This is a genomic window from Achromobacter seleniivolatilans, assembly GCF_030864005.1.
GTDB lineage: Bacteria > Pseudomonadota > Gammaproteobacteria > Burkholderiales > Burkholderiaceae_B > Achromobacter > Achromobacter seleniivolatilans.
Genome location: NZ_CP132976.1, coordinates 4,461,631 through 4,477,771, shown reverse-complemented (window position 1 = coordinate 4,477,771; position 16,141 = coordinate 4,461,631). Strand labels below are relative to the sequence as shown.

The 16,141-nt window shown below is 62.3% G+C and carries 14 protein-coding genes; 9 read left to right on the top strand and 5 right to left on the bottom strand.

Annotation, left to right across the window (positions count from 1 at the left end):
* Window positions 1-7: 7 nt before the first annotated feature.
* On the bottom strand, window positions 8-1,141 hold the full coding sequence (locus RAS12_RS20190) for an NAD(P)/FAD-dependent oxidoreductase (protein ID WP_306939583.1): 1,134 nt from the start codon (window positions 1,139-1,141) through the stop codon (window positions 8-10).
* 320 nt (window positions 1,142-1,461) lie between these two features.
* Here RAS12_RS20190 and RAS12_RS20185 point away from each other — a divergent pair, with 320 nt between their 5' ends.
* From RAS12_RS20185 to RAS12_RS20165, 5 genes are read left to right on the top strand one after another with little or no spacing between them, the layout of a single operon-like run.
* A complete protein-coding gene (locus tag RAS12_RS20185; RefSeq protein WP_306939581.1) occupies window positions 1,462-1,875 on the top strand; it encodes a Rid family hydrolase in 414 nt (137 codons plus the stop codon).
* On the top strand, window positions 1,862-3,217 hold the full coding sequence (locus RAS12_RS20180; RefSeq protein ID WP_306939579.1) for an NAD(P)/FAD-dependent oxidoreductase: 1,356 nt from the start codon (window positions 1,862-1,864) through the stop codon (window positions 3,215-3,217). Before RAS12_RS20185 ends, RAS12_RS20180 begins: the two co-directional genes overlap by 14 nt.
* A gap of 14 nt (window positions 3,218-3,231) precedes the next feature.
* Window positions 3,232-4,764 (top strand): aldehyde dehydrogenase family protein, encoded by a 1,533-nt coding sequence (locus RAS12_RS20175; RefSeq protein WP_306939578.1) that lies wholly within the window; start codon window positions 3,232-3,234, stop codon window positions 4,762-4,764.
* Entirely contained in the window at window positions 4,761-6,572 is a 1,812-nt protein-coding gene (locus tag RAS12_RS20170; protein ID WP_306939576.1) for an ABC transporter ATP-binding protein, read from the top strand. The genes RAS12_RS20175 and RAS12_RS20170 overlap by 4 nt, the downstream gene beginning before the upstream one ends.
* A 47-nt stretch (window positions 6,573-6,619) precedes the next feature.
* Window positions 6,620-7,753, top strand: a complete 1,134-nt coding sequence (locus tag RAS12_RS20165) for a serine hydrolase domain-containing protein (protein ID WP_306939574.1) — start codon at window positions 6,620-6,622, stop codon at window positions 7,751-7,753.
* Window positions 7,754-7,766: 13 nt separating this feature from the next.
* Here RAS12_RS20165 and RAS12_RS20160 read toward each other — a convergent pair whose 3' ends face one another.
* Window positions 7,767-8,876 (bottom strand): YcjF family protein, encoded by a 1,110-nt coding sequence (locus RAS12_RS20160; RefSeq protein WP_306939572.1) that lies wholly within the window; start codon window positions 8,874-8,876, stop codon window positions 7,767-7,769.
* Between the two features lie 415 nt (window positions 8,877-9,291).
* On the opposite strand from RAS12_RS20160, the gene RAS12_RS20155 reads away from it, so the two are divergent.
* Together RAS12_RS20155 and RAS12_RS20150 are read left to right on the top strand one after the other, a co-directional pair.
* Window positions 9,292-10,299 (top strand): WaaZ-like lipopolysaccharide core biosynthesis protein, encoded by a 1,008-nt coding sequence (locus tag RAS12_RS20155; protein ID WP_306939571.1) that lies wholly within the window; start codon window positions 9,292-9,294, stop codon window positions 10,297-10,299.
* A complete protein-coding gene (locus RAS12_RS20150) occupies window positions 10,296-11,441 on the top strand; it encodes a glycosyltransferase family 4 protein (RefSeq protein WP_306939569.1) in 1,146 nt (381 codons plus the stop codon). Before RAS12_RS20155 ends, RAS12_RS20150 begins: the two co-directional genes overlap by 4 nt.
* A gap of 113 nt (window positions 11,442-11,554) precedes the next feature.
* On the opposite strand, the gene RAS12_RS20145 is transcribed toward RAS12_RS20150, so the two are convergent.
* The 3 genes from RAS12_RS20145 to RAS12_RS20135 are packed head-to-tail and all read right to left on the bottom strand — an operon-like array spanning window position 11,555 to window position 14,314.
* A complete protein-coding gene (locus RAS12_RS20145; protein WP_306939568.1) occupies window positions 11,555-12,664 on the bottom strand; it encodes an S-(hydroxymethyl)glutathione dehydrogenase/class III alcohol dehydrogenase in 1,110 nt (369 codons plus the stop codon).
* Between the two features lie 27 nt (window positions 12,665-12,691).
* On the bottom strand, window positions 12,692-12,982 hold the full coding sequence (locus RAS12_RS20140) for a metal/formaldehyde-sensitive transcriptional repressor (RefSeq protein ID WP_306939567.1): 291 nt from the start codon (window positions 12,980-12,982) through the stop codon (window positions 12,692-12,694).
* Between the two features lie 45 nt (window positions 12,983-13,027).
* Window positions 13,028-14,314, bottom strand: a complete 1,287-nt coding sequence (locus tag RAS12_RS20135) for an MFS transporter (RefSeq protein WP_306939565.1) — start codon at window positions 14,312-14,314, stop codon at window positions 13,028-13,030.
* Between the two features lie 273 nt (window positions 14,315-14,587).
* Between RAS12_RS20135 and hutC the strand changes: the two genes are divergently transcribed.
* Together hutC and RAS12_RS20125 are read left to right on the top strand one after the other, a co-directional pair.
* Window positions 14,588-15,331 carry a histidine utilization transcriptional repressor HutC gene (hutC, locus tag RAS12_RS20130; protein WP_306939563.1) on the top strand — a complete coding sequence of 248 codons (744 nt, stop codon included), beginning with the start codon at window positions 14,588-14,590 and terminating at the stop codon, window positions 15,329-15,331.
* Window positions 15,328-15,942, top strand: coding sequence for a HutD/Ves family protein (locus RAS12_RS20125; protein WP_306939562.1), 615 nt, complete (start codon window positions 15,328-15,330; stop codon window positions 15,940-15,942). Before hutC ends, RAS12_RS20125 begins: the two co-directional genes overlap by 4 nt.
* Window positions 15,943-16,141: the final 199 nt, after the last annotated feature.

Sequence of the window (16,141 nt, the reverse complement as noted above, 5' to 3'; positions counted from 1 at the left end):
GCTGGAGTCAGGCGGATTTGAGCGTGTCGCGATCGGGTGCCAGCGCGGCGGGCGTCAAGCCGCGTGCTTGCAACGCATCGGGTAGCGGCAGGCCCTGCGCCAGCGCTGCCACGGCCTGACCCATGGCGGGCGAGGTCAGCACGCCGCAGCCGCCCAGCGCTGCATACCAGATGAAACCGGGATGGCCTGCGCCCGCGCCGCAGACCGGGTTGCGGTCGCGCACGTAGCTGCGCACGCCCGCCCAGGTGCTGATCGGGCGCGGCACGCGCAGCGTCGTTTCCTGTTCGATGTTGTAGATGCCTTGCGCTACGTCCAGCTCATCGGGATAGACTTCGCCGGGCGTAACAGGCTGCGCGTCGGCGGGAGATCCCATGAAGCAGCCGTGCTCCGGCTTCACATACCATTGGTAGTCTGCATTGCACACGTGTGGCCAGCGCGCGCCTTCCGAGCCGGGCAGCAAGGGGAAGGTAAAGGCGGTGCGCTTGTACGGCGTGATGCCAATGGGCGGCACGCCCGCCATGCGCGCAACGGTGTCGGCCCAGCCGCCGGAAGCGTTGATCAGCACGCGGGCCGTGTAGTCTTCATCCCGCGTGCGGATGCGCCACGCGCCTTCATGCCGCTCAATGTCTTGCACCTGCGTATTTACCGCCAGGACGGCGCCGTTGCGCTTGGCGCCTTTCAAATAGGCTTGCAGCAAGGTGTTTACGTCAATGTCCTGAGCATCCGTCTCATGGACGCCCAGATCGAACTTGTCGGCGAGCAGCGCGGGAAACAACGCCATGGCTTGCGCGCGGTCCACCCATTCTGCGGTGCCGCCGGCTTGTCCGATGCGTTCATGCAGCTTGTCCAGCACGCCCTTCTGGCTATGGCGGCCCAGCGTAAGGCTGCCGCGCTGTTCGATCAGTGGCAGTTCGGAAAATCCTTCCGGGGGCGCCTGGAAGAACTCACGGCTGGCCGCCGCCATTGCTCGCATCTGGTCGGCAGAAATACCCACCGTGAACTGGCCGGCCGTGCGTCCCGAACTATGGAATCCAAAGTGCGGTTCCTGTTCGATCAACACGACCTTTCCGGCTTGAGAAAGAAAGTAAGCGGCCGCCGCGCCTGAAATCCCGCCGCCGACAATTGCAAAATCCACCTGCATTCTATGGTTCCCCTGTCATCTGGAAAGCCGCCGGTCTGTTGCCGCGGCGCCGGGGTGCTCCCGGAATGAACCGATTGAATCCCAACGCCTCTGGCACTGTCGAGTCGAATAAATCGAATCGAAACCGCAATAATCTGCACCGGGTCCGGCTCCCCCTGGCTGAAGGGGGCAGCGCTACGGGAAAACCATGACCCGCCGGCATCGCCTGCCGCACCCGTCGTTCTATTAATTGCACTCAGCCCTCGATTTTTTGAAATCGACGGCGCGGCCCAGTTGCGCGATCCTGCTTGCCAACGAAGCTCTCCAGGATCAAAACCGACATGAACGACATCACACGTCAGCGCTCCGGCCGGCAAGCCATCTACTCGGGCAGCGAGTATGAACGTACTTACAGCTATGCGCGCGCCGTCGCGTTAAACGGCCATGTTCGTCTGTCTGGCACGACTGGCTACGACTATGTGGCGGACATCCTGGCCGATGGCGCCCAGGCGCAGACCGAGCAGATCTTCCGCAATGCCGCCACGGCGTTTGCACAAGCGGGCGCGTCGTTGCGTGACGTGGTGCGCGTGCGCATCTACATTGCCCGCCCCGAAGACTATGACGCCGTCATGGATGTGTATGCCGAGGTGTTTCGCGGCGTGGACCCTGCGTGCACCACCGTGCAGGCCGGCCTGTTCGATCCCGCCATCCGGGTCGAGATCGATATGGACGCAATAGTCGATGCCGCCGATTAGTCTGTTGCGTCACGCGCCATCGGATGCGGTGTCGCGTCTGATGGATCGGACCGAGCCGCTGCCCGCCACGGCCGACGTCATCATCATTGGCGGCGGCATCATGGGATGCAGCGCAGCCTGGTATCTGGCGCGTGCCAATCTGAAAGTGGTGCTGTTGGAAAAGAACCGGATCGCGTCGCAGCAGTCTGGACGGAATTGGGGGTTTGTCCGCTCGCTGTACCGAGACCCGGCTGAACTTCCTTTGGCCGCCCAGGCGTTGTCGTTGTGGCCGGACTTGCGCGCAGAGTTGGGCCACGAGACTGGCTGGACCCGCAGCGGCTGCCTGTTCCTATGCGCGGACGAGGACGAGCGCCGCTCCTATCAAGCCTGGCTGAACGCCGCCGGCGGCATGGTGAGCCAGACGCGAATGTTGAGCCCGGATGACGTGGCGGCGCGGTTTCCCCGGATATCTCTGCGCACCGAAGGCGCCATCATCGCCGAAGCGGACGGACAGGCTGAACCCACGCTGGCGACTTTGGCGTTCGCCCGGGCGGCGATCAACGCTGGTGCGATCGTGCTGGAAGACTGCGGCGTCAGTGCGCTGGAAACGGCGGGCGGCAGCGTGTGCGGCGTGCAGACCGAGCACGGCCCGGTGCGCGCGCCTATTGTTATCTGCGCAGCTGGCGAGCAAACGTATCGCCTGTTGCAAGGGCTGGACGTGCAGTTGCCGCAGAAGGTCGTGCGGAGCACGGTGTCGCTGACCCAACCCTTGCCGGCCATGGATCTGCCTTGCTTTGTCGGGTATGGGTTGGGCTTGCGCCAGCGTCCCGACGGTTCCTGCATCATCGCTACCGACGCGGGCACAGACATCGACCTGACGCTGGACTCCCTGCGCGCATCGCGCTACTTCCTGCGCGAAGTGGTGCGTAATCACAAGGGCTTTTCGTTCCGGCTGGGAAAACCCTTTGTCAGCGACCTGTACACCCGCTTGTCGGTGCCGAAGTCCGATTGGGCCATCAAGCCCCGCGACCCCGATATCGCGCCTAATGCGCGTCGCGTGCAAGAGAACCTCAAACGTTTCACGTCGCTGTTTGCGGAGATGCCGCCGGTGGAAATCGTGAAGTCCTGGGCCGGGAATATCGACGTCATGCCGGATGCGCTGCCGGTTATTGATGCTTCGTGGCCCGCGTCAGGTCTGATCATCGCCACGGGCTTCTCCGGTCATGGTTTTGGGCTGGGGCCTGCTGTGGGCAGCACGCTTTCCGCGCTGGCCCGCGGCGCCCAACCCAGTACCGATCTGAAACCATTTTCGGCCGACCGTTTTCTGCGGGGGGCGTACTCGCGTCCCTACGCGGCCATCTGATTCATGGAGCAATGATGTCCGATACCGCCCTGCCCACTCTCAGCCATGCAGAGTTGTTGCGCGTTGCCACCGGCCTGCGGCTGCCCGACCGCGCATTCATCGACGGCGACTGGTCGGCGTCCGACAATGGCGCACTGATCGAAACCAGCAACCCGGCGACCAACGCGGTACTGAGCACGCTGGCGCATTGCGGCCAGAAGGATGTGGACCGCGCGGTGTCGTCGGCGCGGCTGGCGTTCCGCGGGGGCGCATGGTCACGCTGCGCGCCAGAAGTGCGCAAGGAAGCCTTGCTGAAACTGGCGTCGCTGATCCGGCGCGACGGGGTCAAACTCGCCGTCATGGAAAGCCTGGAAAGCGGCAAGCCCATCCGTGACTGCCTGCGCGAGATCACGCAGGAAGTGCCAGCCATCTTTCAGTGGTACGGCGAATTGGTCGACAAGAGTTATGGCCATGTGGCGCCCACCGGGCAGGAAGATTGCGCCCTGGTTGTGCGTGAGCCCATCGGCGTGGTGGCGGCCGTATTGCCCTGGAATTTCCCGCTGCTGATGGCAACATGGAAGCTGGCGCCGGCACTCGCCAGCGGCTGCTCCGTCATCGTCAAACCGGCCGAGGAAACATCGCTCACGGCCTTGTCGCTTGCCGCGCTGGCCATCGAAGCCGGCATTCCGGCTGGCGTGCTGAACGTGTTGACGGGGCCGGGCGAAACCACGGGCCGGCTGATCGGTCAGCATGGCGATATCGACTCCGTGTCGTTCACCGGTTCCACGGACGTGGGGCGGCTGTTCCTGCAATATGCGGGCAGCAGCAATCTGAAGACAGTCGGGTTGGAGATGGGCGGCAAAAGCCCCTTTATCGTGCTCGACGATGCGGACCTGACCGAAGATCTGATCGACAATGCCGTGACGGCCGCGTTCTGGAATGGCGGTCAGAATTGTTCGGCCAATATGCGCCAACTGGTCGCGCGGTCACGGCAGGACGCCTACGTGGAGAAGATCATCGCCCGCACCAAGCAAATCGTGATTGGCGACCCGCTTGATCCGGCCACTGACATGGGGCCGCTGATTTCCGCCGGGCAGCGCAATCGCGTGCTGTCTTACGTGGCCAAAGGCATCGATGAAGGCGCGCGCCGCGTCCTGGAGGCAGGCGGCGGACTAGCGGGCGCGCGCGGGCACTATCTGGGACCCACGGTGTTCGCGGATCTGCGCCCCGAGATGACGATCGCGCGTGAAGAAATCTTCGGCCCCGTCCTTGGTGTGCTTCCCGTGGACAGCATGGACCAGGCGCTGCAAATCGCCAACGGCACCGATTATGGCTTGCATGCCACGGTCTACACCCGCGACCTGGACCGCGCCATGTACTTCGCGCGGCGTCTTGAATGCGGCACGGTCGCGGTCAATGGATTTACCGAAGGCGACATCAAAACGCCTTTTGGCGGCTACAGGCGTTCGGGGTCGCTGGCTCGCGACAAAGGGCTGGAAGCGATGGCGCAGTACCAGCAGATCAAGACGATCTGGCTGAAGCTGTCTGCAATGGGATTGAACGCGTGAACGCGCCCGTGCTTCGCGTCGCCGGTCTGAGCACCCGATTCCGGGTGCAAGGCGGGTGGAAGACGGTCGTCAACGGCTTGAACTTCGAAGTGGCTGCGCGTGAGACGCTGGCCGTTGTGGGGGAGTCGGGTTCGGGCAAGAGCGTCACCGCCATGTCCATCATGCGCCTCTTGAATCCGCGCGACACGCAGATATCGGGCAGCATCATGCTGGGCGAACGTGACCTGCTGTCCTTGCCCGAGCGCGAGATGCGCAAGATCCGCGGCGCGGATATCGCGATGATCTTTCAGGAACCCATGACCAGCCTGAACCCGGTGCGCACGATCGGGTTTCAGGTAGCTGAATCGCTGATGCTGCATCGGGGGCTGGACTGGGCGGCCGCGCAGGCCGAGGCGCTGCGCCTGCTGGAAAAGGTGCGCATTCCGGCGGCGGCGACCCGCTTGAAAGACTATCCGCACCACCTGTCGGGCGGCATGCGGCAACGCGTGATGATTGCCATGGCGCTGGCCTGTCGGCCCCGGCTGCTGATTGCGGATGAGCCCACCACCGCGCTGGACGTCACGATTCAGGCGCAGATTCTGGCGTTGATTCGCGAACTACAGCAGGAAGACAGTATGTCGGTGCTGTTTATTACTCACGACATGGGGGTGGTGGCCGAAATCGCAGACCGGACGGTGGTGATGTGCGGCGGTGAGCAGATTGAATGCGGCAGCACCGCCGATATTTTCGATGCGCCCGCAAGGCCCTACACGCGGGCCTTGCTGGCCGCTGTGCCGCGCCTGGGCGCGATGCAAACCGTCGCGCATCCACTGCCCTTTCCCGCCATAGACCGGCAGACCGGCATCAAGACGCAGGCGCCGGACGCCGCCGACACGGTACGTGCGGACGCTCCGCCAGCGCTGGAAGTCTCCGGCCTGACGATGCGCTACCGCATGAATGCCGGACTGTTGTCGCGTGAACGCGGGCTGGTGCATGCGGTCGAGAACGTGTCTTTCAGCGTGCAGCCTGGCGAAACCCTGGCACTGGTCGGCGAATCGGGTTGCGGAAAGTCGACCATCGGCCGCAGCATCATGAATCTGCTGACGCCCACGTCCGGTCAGATTCGGGTCAACGGGCACGACATTCATGCAGCGCGCGGTGATCGCGGCGCCATGTCGCGCCATGTGCAGATGGTGTTCCAGGACCCGTTTTCCAGTTTGAACCCGCGCAAGACCGTGGCGGCGGCTGTGGCCAGCCCGCTAATCGTCAACAAGATCTGCAAGGGTGAGGCGCTGCGCGCCCGCGTTGCCGAACTGCTGGAGTGCGTGGGGTTGGACAGCGCCGCGGGCAGCCGGTATCCGCAGGAATTTTCTGGCGGGCAACGTCAGCGTATTTGCATTGCGCGCAGTCTGGCGTTGCGGCCGTCGTTGCTGGTGGCGGACGAGGCCGTCTCCGCGCTGGACGTGTCGATCAAGGCGCAGGTCATCAATCTGATGCTGAGGCTGCAACAGGAGATGGGGCTGGCGTATTTGTTCATCTCGCACGACATGGCGGTGGTCGAACGCGTCAGCCATCGCGTGGCCGTGATGTACATGGGTGAAATCGTTGAAATCGGCTCCCGTGCAGCGGTCATGTACGACCCTCGGCATCCCTACACCCGTCGTCTGTTGGATGCTGTGCCCGTGGCAGATCCCCGGGCGCGGCTGGCGCAGCCGCGCGGCCTGGACCTGCACGAGATTCGGCATACGCTGCGCCCGCCCGGCTATACGCCGCCCATGCGGCGTTACCAGGAAGTCGCTCCTGGACACTTTGTGATGCTGGACGAGTAAGGCCGCGCGCCCCTCTTCCGCCCTATGACTATGAACCGGAACCATCCATGAACATGACCCCCGCCCTGAAAGCGCACCTGATGCGTTTCTACGACGGCACTTTGCTACCCGACGAGCTCACTCTGGCCCTGTCTCGCGATCCGGGCTGGTTCGCATCGGACACTGTGGCGCGTGGCGACCGCGTGCGCGACCTGCCATTGCGGCCGGGCGGATTGCCGGCCCTGCGCATCGAAGACCAGGGCCGGGTCTTCGATCTGTACGACTATCTGGCGGTCAACGGCGTGGCCGGTCTGCTCGTCATGAAGCATGGGCAGGTGGCGTTCGAGACCTATCAGCGCGGCATCACGCCGCTTACCCGCTGGAACTCGTGTTCGCTGGCCAAGTCGGTGGCGGCCACGCTGGTAGGCATTGCATTAAAGGAAGGCGCCATCGATTCGCTGGATGATCCCGTGACGAAATACGCGGACCTGGGTGGCGTGTACCGTGAGGTGTCGTTGCGCCAGATGCTGCGCATGTGCTCCGGCGTGCGCTGGAACGAGGATTACGGCGACCCGGCGTCCGAGCGGCGTCAGCTTCTGGACATTCAGACGCGCTGGCAGCCAGGCGGCATCCGTGACTTCATGAAAAGTCTGCCGGCGCGGCAGCCCGCTGGCCAGGCTTGGGCCTACAACACGGGCGAGTCGTATCTGTTGAGCGCCGTCATGGAAGGCGCGACGGGACAGCGGCTGGCCGACTACCTGCAATCCCGGCTGTGGTCGCGCATAGGCATGGAGTCCGACGCCACGTGGTGGGCGGAGTCTCCTGGCGGCATGACGATCTCGGGCAGCGGCATGAACGCAACGCTGCGTGACTACGCGCGGTTCGGGCAGTTTGTACTGGACGGCGGCCAGTTGGACGGCGAGCGCTTGTTGCCGGATGACTGGGTGGCGCAGGCGGGCTCGCCCTACCGCATCGGCGAGACCGAAATTCCTTATGGCTACATGTGGTGGGTGCCGGAGCTGAAAGACCCTGCCTTGCAAGGCGCGTTCCAGGCGGAAGGCATCTATGGCCAGTTCATCCACATCAATCCGGCACACAATCTTGTGGCCGTGGTGTTGAGCGCGCGCGGAAAACCCAGCTACAAAAAGCGCGTGGAAATCAACGACGACGCGTTTTTCGCTGCCTTGGCCAAAGCGTTCTGACCAGCGGGACGGATCAGAACTTGACCCGCTCTTTCAGCGACTGCGCGATCATGGCGATGTCGATGTCGCGGCCGGGATTCTTCTGGCAGAAATCGTACAGAACGGCCACATAGGCGTTGCCCATCATCTTGGTAATGGCGCCAGCGGTGGTGGCCGCGATGGTTCCGCCCACTGCGCTGCCCGCTCCGGGAATGAACTTCAGCAGGCCCGACACGACCGAGCGGCCAATCAGCGTGGCGGCGGATGCGCCCAAGGTGGACGTCACCAAGGTCGTAATGGCGGTGGTGTCCAGCTCCATGCCGAACGTGATGCCGATCTTGGCGATCATGCCTACCTGAATCGGCACCAGCGCAAAGGCATCCGAAAACGGAATGGGCGCGGCGGCAGCCGATGCGGCCAGCCCCGCCGCCACATTCACCTCAATCTCGGCCCGCTTTTTTTTTACTTCCAGGGCTTTCTTATTCCGGGTGGACAGCGCGTTGGCATAGGCGCGCTGCTGCCCCTCTGGAATGTATTCGGCGGTGACTTCGATCAGGTTGTCCAGCCCCATCGGTGGGAGTTCGGCGTCCAGTTCTTCAATCCATTCCGCCAATGCGCGCACCGCCACAACCTGCTTGGCGCGTGGCAGCAGCTTGCGTGCTTCATCCACGAAGGGGCTGTTCTTGCGCGCCTTGGTCAGCACGGCGATGACAGGGATGCCTGCGTTGGCCAGTATGTCGCACAGTTCGATCTCGGCATCTTCAACGCGATGACTGCTGTCCTGGATGCAGAGCCAGGCCACGTGCAGGTGCTTGTCCTGATCGTCGGCCGTGGAGCGTTCCAGAATCAGGTCGGCCAACTGCTGGCGCGAGCGCGCATAGTCGCTGACTTCCAGGCCGCGCGTGTCGATGATGGTAAGCGGATGGCCGGGTTTGGTGAATTCCTGAGTGGATTGCGTGACAGGCTTGCCTGAGCCAGTCTTGGCCAGTTCGCCGCGAAAGACCGCGTTGATCAGCGTGCTTTTGCCCACGCCGGTCTTGCCGGCGATCAGAATATTCACGCGGCCAGCGCCCCGCGTCGCGGTGCTGATGGCGTCCGCAATGGCGTCCTGCAAGTCGGGGGAGTCGGGGCGAAGAGCGGTCATCGAGTGGCCAAGAAAAACAGGGAGGGATGCGGGAACAATATCAGATCGCGCCGCGATCTCCCGCGCTTGCCCGTCTCCGTCTTCTGGTTTGGCTCTGGAAGTCTGGAAATCGCCCGATCGCTTTGGCGTAAAAGGTAATTGAAAGTGTTTATGCGGTCGGCGCCGTGTTCCACCAGCCGGTCCGAAAAGCAGGGTCCATCTGCACTAAATCAGTGCGCCTTCGCAACTTCTGCGGGTGAAATTTTCGCGATGTGAAACCGCAGTGAATTTTGCTGCCCGTCGATTGAAATAGGGACGCGCGAAAGCAGCTTGAAAGCTGTTACATCTCAAATGTTTCTATCGCTTTTTCAACAGTATTGCCTGCGTAGAATCAGCCGCTCATCAGGTCAGGCCGTGATTTTCGCGCACCCCCTTCATGCCCCGTTTTGCCATTGTTCGCCGCTTGCTTTGCTCGCGCCCGTTGACCAAGAGTTTTCGATATTTCTACCGCTACACACGAGGTGGCGCGTATCGGCACAACGAGACGCTATGGCCGTTGGTCAAAGTGCGCAGGGATGGCAGCGATCAGTTGGTGGGTTGTGATGTGCTCGGCGTGCGCGGCCCGGCGACGCTGCCGCTGTCGCAAGTCTCGCGCGGGCTCGCGGGGGATGCTCACCTGATTCTAAGCGGCCCGTCAGTGGCGAAAATCGACTATGCCCAGTGCCGTCTTGGCACGGTCATGGGGGTGAACGGTTCCATCGCATTGCGCCGCCAACACGCGTCGCTGCGTTTTGACTACTACGCGATGTTGGACGCCGGCTTCGTCAAGCGCCGGCGCGATCTGGTGGCCGAGGTGCTGTCGCAAGATCTGCTGCTGTTCGTCACGCCCGAGGTTTACCGGTGGATTGCATTGCTGTTCGATGCGCAGGTCATCCGCTGCCGCATTGCCCTGTTTGAAGAAGTACACCAGCGCGCTTTGCAGCCGCGTGCCCGGCCGGATGAACTCGAGGCCCAGTTGGCTGCCGACCCGGAACTGGTGCTGTTCGATGCGCATCATGCACAGCACGCGCATGGTTTTAGTCTGAATGCCGCACGCGGCCTGTTCGGTGGTGGAACGGTGGCCTACACCGCGTTGCAGTTATTGGCCTGGATGGGGGCGCGCACCTTGTATTTGCACGGCCTGGATCTGACCGCTGCTGCGGGCCCGCGATTCTATGAAAGCGCGGGCGCGCAACTGGCCACCGCGTTGGACAAGCAGTTCTCAGGACACATCGAACCTGCGTTCAGAGAAGCCGGCCGGCTTCTCAGCGCCCGGGGTATCAAGGTCTACAACTTGTCACCCGACAGCCGCCTGGGCGGCGATGTGTTCGAAAAGCGCCATTGGAGCTGTTTGCTTCATCAGGGGGCGTCCCCCCCTCACCTGCTCGCGAGTGCCACATCATGAAAATTCTCTACACCAATTTCCATCAAGGCGATGGCGGCGGGCATACCACCTACGTGATGTCTCTGGTGCGCATGTTGCGTCAGAAATCCCAGATTACGGTTGCCGCTCCGCGTAGCAGCCGGCTGCTTGCCGAGGCGGAAGCGCTGCCGGGCGTTGAGTCGATCGCTCTGGAATTCAAGGGGCGGCCATTGCAGCAATGGAATGCCCTGCGCCAGCTGCGCGCCTTGCTGCGCAAGGAGCGGTTCGACGTTATCCACGTCAACGGCTCTGCCGACCACCGCCTGTGCATGCTGGCCACGGCGGGCATGGGCGCCAAGCGCCCTTTCATTGTCTACACCCAGCATACGGATCGGACCGCCAACAGTCTTGGTGTGCGTATGCGCGCCAAGTGGGGCACCAACCGCGTTATCTGCGTTTGCGGGCACACGTTCCGGCGCATGAAGCAGTCGGTATTTCGCGATGAAGACCTGCGCGTGGTGCATAACGGTGTAGACACCGACCAGTACCAGCCCGCCAGCCGCGAAGACGTGGTGCGGGCACGTGCTGCGCTGTTGCCCGCCGCCATGCGCAACCGGTTTGTCATCGGTAGCAACGCTGGGACGGCCAGCTATAAGAATTGGATGGACATGGTCAGCGCTGTGTCCTTGTTGCCCGACCACGAACGCGGACAGGTTGTGATTCTGATCGCGGGCAAACTGCCAGACGATGAACAGCGTCAGCGCGTCTACGAACTGGGCATGTCGGATCAGGTGGTATTTACCGGCCTGTTGGACGATGTAGGCCCATTCCTGGCGACGCTGGATGTGGGCTTTGTCCTGTCGTCCCGCCTGGAAACGATCTCGTTTGCTTGCCGCGAAATGATGGCCGCGGGCAAGCCTGTCATTGTCAGCAAGGTGGGGGGCTTGACCGAAAACGTCACCCACGGCCGCAATGGCTGGGTCGTGCCGCCGGCATCCGTCGCCGGGGTGCTGGAAACGGTGTCCACCATCTTGCACGACCGCGCCATTCTCAAATGGATGGGTGCGGATGCGCGTAGTACGGCAATGCGCGAGTTTTCGCTGGCAACATTCGTGGGGCAGACAGAAAGCGTCTATATGGAAGGCAATGGGCAACCTGATGCGCGGATGCGTTTGACTTCGTGAGCCGTGAGTCCGCGCTTTATTAACGCGGATTCAATCAGCAGCACGCCCCGCGCCGTCGTCGCCATGCAAAAAGCCCCCGTGCATTGCCGGGGGCTTTTTGTCGATCAGCTGCTTTAGAAGTGGATCACAGTGCGGATCGACTTGCCTTCATGCATCAGGTCGAACGCTTCGTTGATGCGTTCCAGCGGCAAGGTGTGCGTCACGAACGGGTCCAGATCAATCTTTCCGCTCATGGCGTCTTCCACCATGCCCGGCAGCTGCGTGCGGCCCTTGACGCCGCCAAAGGCGGAACCGCGCCACACACGTCCCGTGACCAGCTGGAACGGGCGGGTGCTGATTTCCTGGCCTGCGCCAGCCACACCAATGATGATGCTCTCGCCCCAGCCCTTGTGGCAGCATTCCAGCGCGGCGCGCATGACATGCACGTTGCCGATGCACTCGAACGAGAAGTCCACGCCGCCGTCGGTCAGTTCAACAATGACGTCCTGAATGGGCTTGTCGTAATCCTTGGGGTTGACGCAATCGGTCGCGCCCATGGCGCTGGCCAAGACGAACTTGTTCGGGTTCGTGTCCACCGCGATGATGCGGCCAGCCTTGGCCTGCACCGCACCCTGGATCACGGCCAGGCCGATACCGCCCAGGCCGAACACGGCCACGGTGTCGCCTTCCTTGACCTTGGCCGTGTTATGCACAGCACCCAAGCCGGTCGTCACGCCGCAACCCAGCAGGCAGACCTTTTCGTGCGGGGCGGCCGGGTTGATCTTTGCCAGCGAGATTTCGTTCACGACCGAGTATTCGCTGAACGTCGAGCAACCCATGTAGTGGTACAGCGGCTTGCCTTCGTAGCTGAAACGCGAGGTGCCGTCGGGCATCACGCCTTTGCCCTGGGTTGCACGGACTTTCTGGCACAGATTGGTTTTGCCGGACAGGCAGAACTTGCACTCGCGGCATTCGGCGGTGTAGAGCGGAATGACGTGATCGCCCGGTTTCAGCGAGGTCACGCCTTCGCCGACTTCGACCACGATGCCTGCGCCTTCATGGCCCAGCACGGCAGGGAAAAGACCTTCGGGATCATCGCCGCTCAACGTGAAGGCGTCGGTGTGGCAGACACCCGTGTGGGTGATTTGCACCAGCACCTCGCCGCGCTGCGGGGGCGCGACGTCAATTTCAACGATTTCCAGCGGCTTGCCGGGTCCGAATGCGACTGCTGCGCGTGATTTCATAGCGTTACTCCACGAATGTCAGGTGGCTTATTTCAAATAGGAACGGACGATGCGCATCAGCTGGTCGACCTCGGCTTGGGGATCGATCCTGGAGACTTCAGGTCCGCCTTGGGCGGTTTGTAGGAAGGTTTCCCGGAGATGGCTTTCAAGCACTTCGGCCATCAAACCGGTGGCGGCGCCGCGCAAAGCGGCCAATTGCTGCAGCAGCGCACCGCACTCCGTGCCTTCATTGACCGCGCGTTCCAATGCTAGCGCCTGCCCCTGAATACGGCGCAGGCGTGTGACCACGCGTTTTTTCTCTTCCGGCGAGTGCGGCACGGCAAAGCCTTGAAACGATACAGGGGGGGAGTATACAAAATCTGACTATTCGCGTCTACCTGTCCGCAGGGCAAGAAACAGCAGCGCGCCCACGACAGTGATGCCCGCCAGCAGATTCAACCCGGCGCTGGACGACGCAAATACCTGTTCTGCTGCCGTCTTCAGGTTGGGCGCAACAAACCCGCCGAGCGCGCCCAGCGAGTTGATCAGCGCGATGCCGCTGGCGGCGGCCGCGCCGCTCAGGTAATTGGTGGGGAATGTCCAGAACAGCGGCTGCACGGAAATGAAGCCCGCAGCCGCAAGGCACAGCGCAAGCATTGCGATCAGCGCCGAACCGGTATTGACCGACACCGCGATGCCCATGGCGCTGATCAGCAAGGTGAACATGGCTAGTGTTGCGTGCCGGCCGTGGCGTTCGGCATGGCGCGGGATGACATAGGCGGCGGCCAGCGCGCACACCCAGGGAATGGCCGTAACAAGTCCGACCTCGATGCCGACGCTTTTTCCCAGCAGATTGGCAACTTGAGTCGGCAGATAAAAAATGACGCCGTAGACGCTCACCTGGATCAGGAAATAGATCAGGGATAGAAACAGTACGCGCCTGTCCGCCAGCGCGCGCCAGCCCGAGCTGGGTCCATGTGCGGTCTTTTGCGCGTCTTCACTCGCAATCGCGGCGGTCAGCAGCGCGCGCTCTTGCGGAGTCAGCCACTTGGCGTCGCTCGGTTCGTTGTCCAGATACCACCAGGACCACACGCCGACTGCGGTCGCCATCAGGCCTTCCACCAGGAACAGCCATTCCCAGCCGCGCAGCCCCAGCAAACCGTCCATGTCCAGCAGCAGACCCGAGAGCGGGCTGCCAAAGATGAAAGCAAGCGGCGGGCCAAAATAGAACATGCCCAGCACACGCGTGCGGGCGGCTGCGGGGAACCACTTCGTCAGGTAATAGATGACGCCAGGGAAAAAACCGGCCTCGGCCACACCCAGCAGGAAACGCAGCGTATAGAACGCAGTTTCCGTGGTGGCGAACATCAAGGCGGCGGATATCAGCCCCCATGTGACCATGATCCGGGACATCCAGGCGCGCGCGCCAACGCGATGCATGATCATGTTGCTGGGCACTTCAAACATGGCATAACCCAGAAAGAATATTCCCGCGCCGAACGCGAACATCGTGTCGGAAAGACCGGTGTCCAGTTGGAATGTCTTTTTGGCAAAGCCGATATTGGCGCGGTCCAGGAAGGCCAGCACATACATCAGCAGCAAAAAGGGGATCAAGCGTTTGATGGTCTTGGCGGTGACGCGCGCTAGCGCGGCATCCTGCGGGGTGTTCATGGTGGAGTCTCCTGGTTATATTCTTGAAACGGCAGCGGATGCGCGTCGCGCCCGCGCAAGGCGGGCTGATCCATTCCAATCAATATTCCCGGCAAAGACATGCTTTTCCGCAGGATTTCGGACGGACTCTTGGCCGCACCTGGCAGTTTTCCGGGTGGCGCGTAGCCAGTACCCGGGCGGATCTGGAACAGGCGCGCGTGGATAGGATGTCTATACCTGTCTATACTGGCTCTTGTCGCCGTATTGCATCCGTCGAACACAACAGGACTTCTCGTGGCCCCATCCCCTCCCAGGCTTCCCCCGCAGACCAACGCCTTGCCTGCCCCGCTGTATGCGCAGGTCAAGCAGATGATTGCGCAGCAGATCCGTAGCGGTGCGTGGCCTGCTCATTACCGCGTGCCATCGGAAAGCGAGCTGGTCGACGAACTGGGCTTTAGCCGCATGACCATCAATCGCGCGTTGCGCGAGCTGACCGCTGAGGGGCTGTTGGTTCGCATGCAGGGCGTGGGCACGTTCGTGGCGCAGCCCAAGACCCGGTCAGCGCTTTTCTCCGTCAACAACATTGCTGACGAAATTGCAGCGCGCAACCACCGCCATCACAGCCGCGTGGTGCGTCTGGCAGAGGAGCCTGCAGGCGCGGAACAGGCGCTGGCGCTGGACATCCGGACGGGACAACCGGTTTTCCACTCCGTCATCGTCCACTTTGAAGATGACGTGCCAATTCAACTGGAAGACCGCTACGTCAACGTGAAGCTGGCCCCGGACTACCTCAAGCAAGACTTCACACAGGGAACACCGTACGAATATCTGACTCGTGTCGCGCCTTTGAGCGAAGGCGAACACGTGGTCGAGGCCATTCTGGCCAAACCGCGCGAATGCCAGCTGTTGCAGATCAATCGCGATGAACCCTGCTTGTTGATCCGCCGGCGCACCTGGTCCGGAGAACGCGCCGTTACGCTGGCTCGTTTGATTCATCCGGGTTCACGCCATCGCCTGGAAGGCAAGTTTTCCACATGACATCGTCCGACGCACATCCCCGCATTCAGCTCTATCGCGCCGAGGACTACCCGCGCATGCCATGGCGCAATGGTGGGGGAACCACGCAAGAGGTCGCCTGCAATCCCGGCGGAAGCACGGCACGCTTCGACTGGCGGCTGTCTATAGCAGATGTCGGGCAGGACGGCGGGTTCTCGGCCTTTAGCGGCTACCAACGCATCCTCACCGTGCTGGAAGGCCCGGGCATCGAACTGACGGTCGACGGATGCCTTCAGGCGCCACTGGCTCCCAGGCAGGCTTATGCTTTTTCAGGTGATGCCAAAGTGGCATGCCGTCTGCTGGACGGGCCGATCCGCGACTTCAATTTGATCTACACGCCAGCGCTATACCACGCCCGCCTGCAATGGGTTTCGGGCGCAGGTCCCTGCTTGTTTCACAGCAGCGCCCGTACTGTGCTGCTGATGAACGCGGGCAGCGCAGTGACGCTGTACGTCAACGGCGTAGCCCACGCCGTGCCTACGCAATACGACTGCCTGCATATCGAAGGCCTGGATGCGCTGGTGGAATATCGCCTGGAGGGCGCGGGCATGCTGGACGCCTGCATTATCGAATTGCTGCCGCGCTCGACCTGAGCGTCATACCGTGGCCGGGCTGGCCGCGGGCTTCTAATTCTTATCGGTTATTGCTTCCCGCCGGGATGCCCCTGGTGCCGCCATATCGGTACGGGAAATCCCTGAGAAAATTTCGGTTTTATGTACTTGTATATACAAGCATAGGCATCCTATGATCCGTTCAACAGCCGCGCACAAGAAAGGCGCGGCGGAACTCATC

Excerpts from the sequence above, each read along its gene's own strand:
- RAS12_RS20190 (WP_306939583.1), bottom strand. The coding sequence starts at position 1,141 with ATGCAGGTGGATTTTGCAATTGTCGGCGGCGGGATTTCAGGCGCGGCG.
- RAS12_RS20135 (WP_306939565.1), bottom strand. The coding sequence starts at position 14,314 with ATGAACACCCCGCAGGATGCCGCGCTAGCGCGCGTCACCGCCAAGACC.
- RAS12_RS20175 (WP_306939578.1), top strand. The coding sequence starts at position 3,232 with ATGTCCGATACCGCCCTGCCCACTCTCAGCCATGCAGAGTTGTTGCGC.
- RAS12_RS20150 (WP_306939569.1), top strand. The coding sequence starts at position 10,296 with ATGAAAATTCTCTACACCAATTTCCATCAAGGCGATGGCGGCGGGCAT.
- RAS12_RS20145 (WP_306939568.1), bottom strand. The coding sequence starts at position 12,664 with ATGAAATCACGCGCAGCAGTCGCATTCGGACCCGGCAAGCCGCTGGAA.
- RAS12_RS20160 (WP_306939572.1), bottom strand. The coding sequence starts at position 8,876 with ATGACCGCTCTTCGCCCCGACTCCCCCGACTTGCAGGACGCCATTGCG.
- RAS12_RS20155 (WP_306939571.1), top strand. The coding sequence starts at position 9,292 with ATGCCCCGTTTTGCCATTGTTCGCCGCTTGCTTTGCTCGCGCCCGTTG.
- RAS12_RS20165 (WP_306939574.1), top strand. The coding sequence starts at position 6,620 with ATGAACATGACCCCCGCCCTGAAAGCGCACCTGATGCGTTTCTACGAC.
- RAS12_RS20125 (WP_306939562.1), top strand. The coding sequence starts at position 15,328 with ATGACATCGTCCGACGCACATCCCCGCATTCAGCTCTATCGCGCCGAG.
- RAS12_RS20180 (WP_306939579.1), top strand. The coding sequence starts at position 1,862 with ATGCCGCCGATTAGTCTGTTGCGTCACGCGCCATCGGATGCGGTGTCG.
- RAS12_RS20185 (WP_306939581.1), top strand. The coding sequence starts at position 1,462 with ATGAACGACATCACACGTCAGCGCTCCGGCCGGCAAGCCATCTACTCG.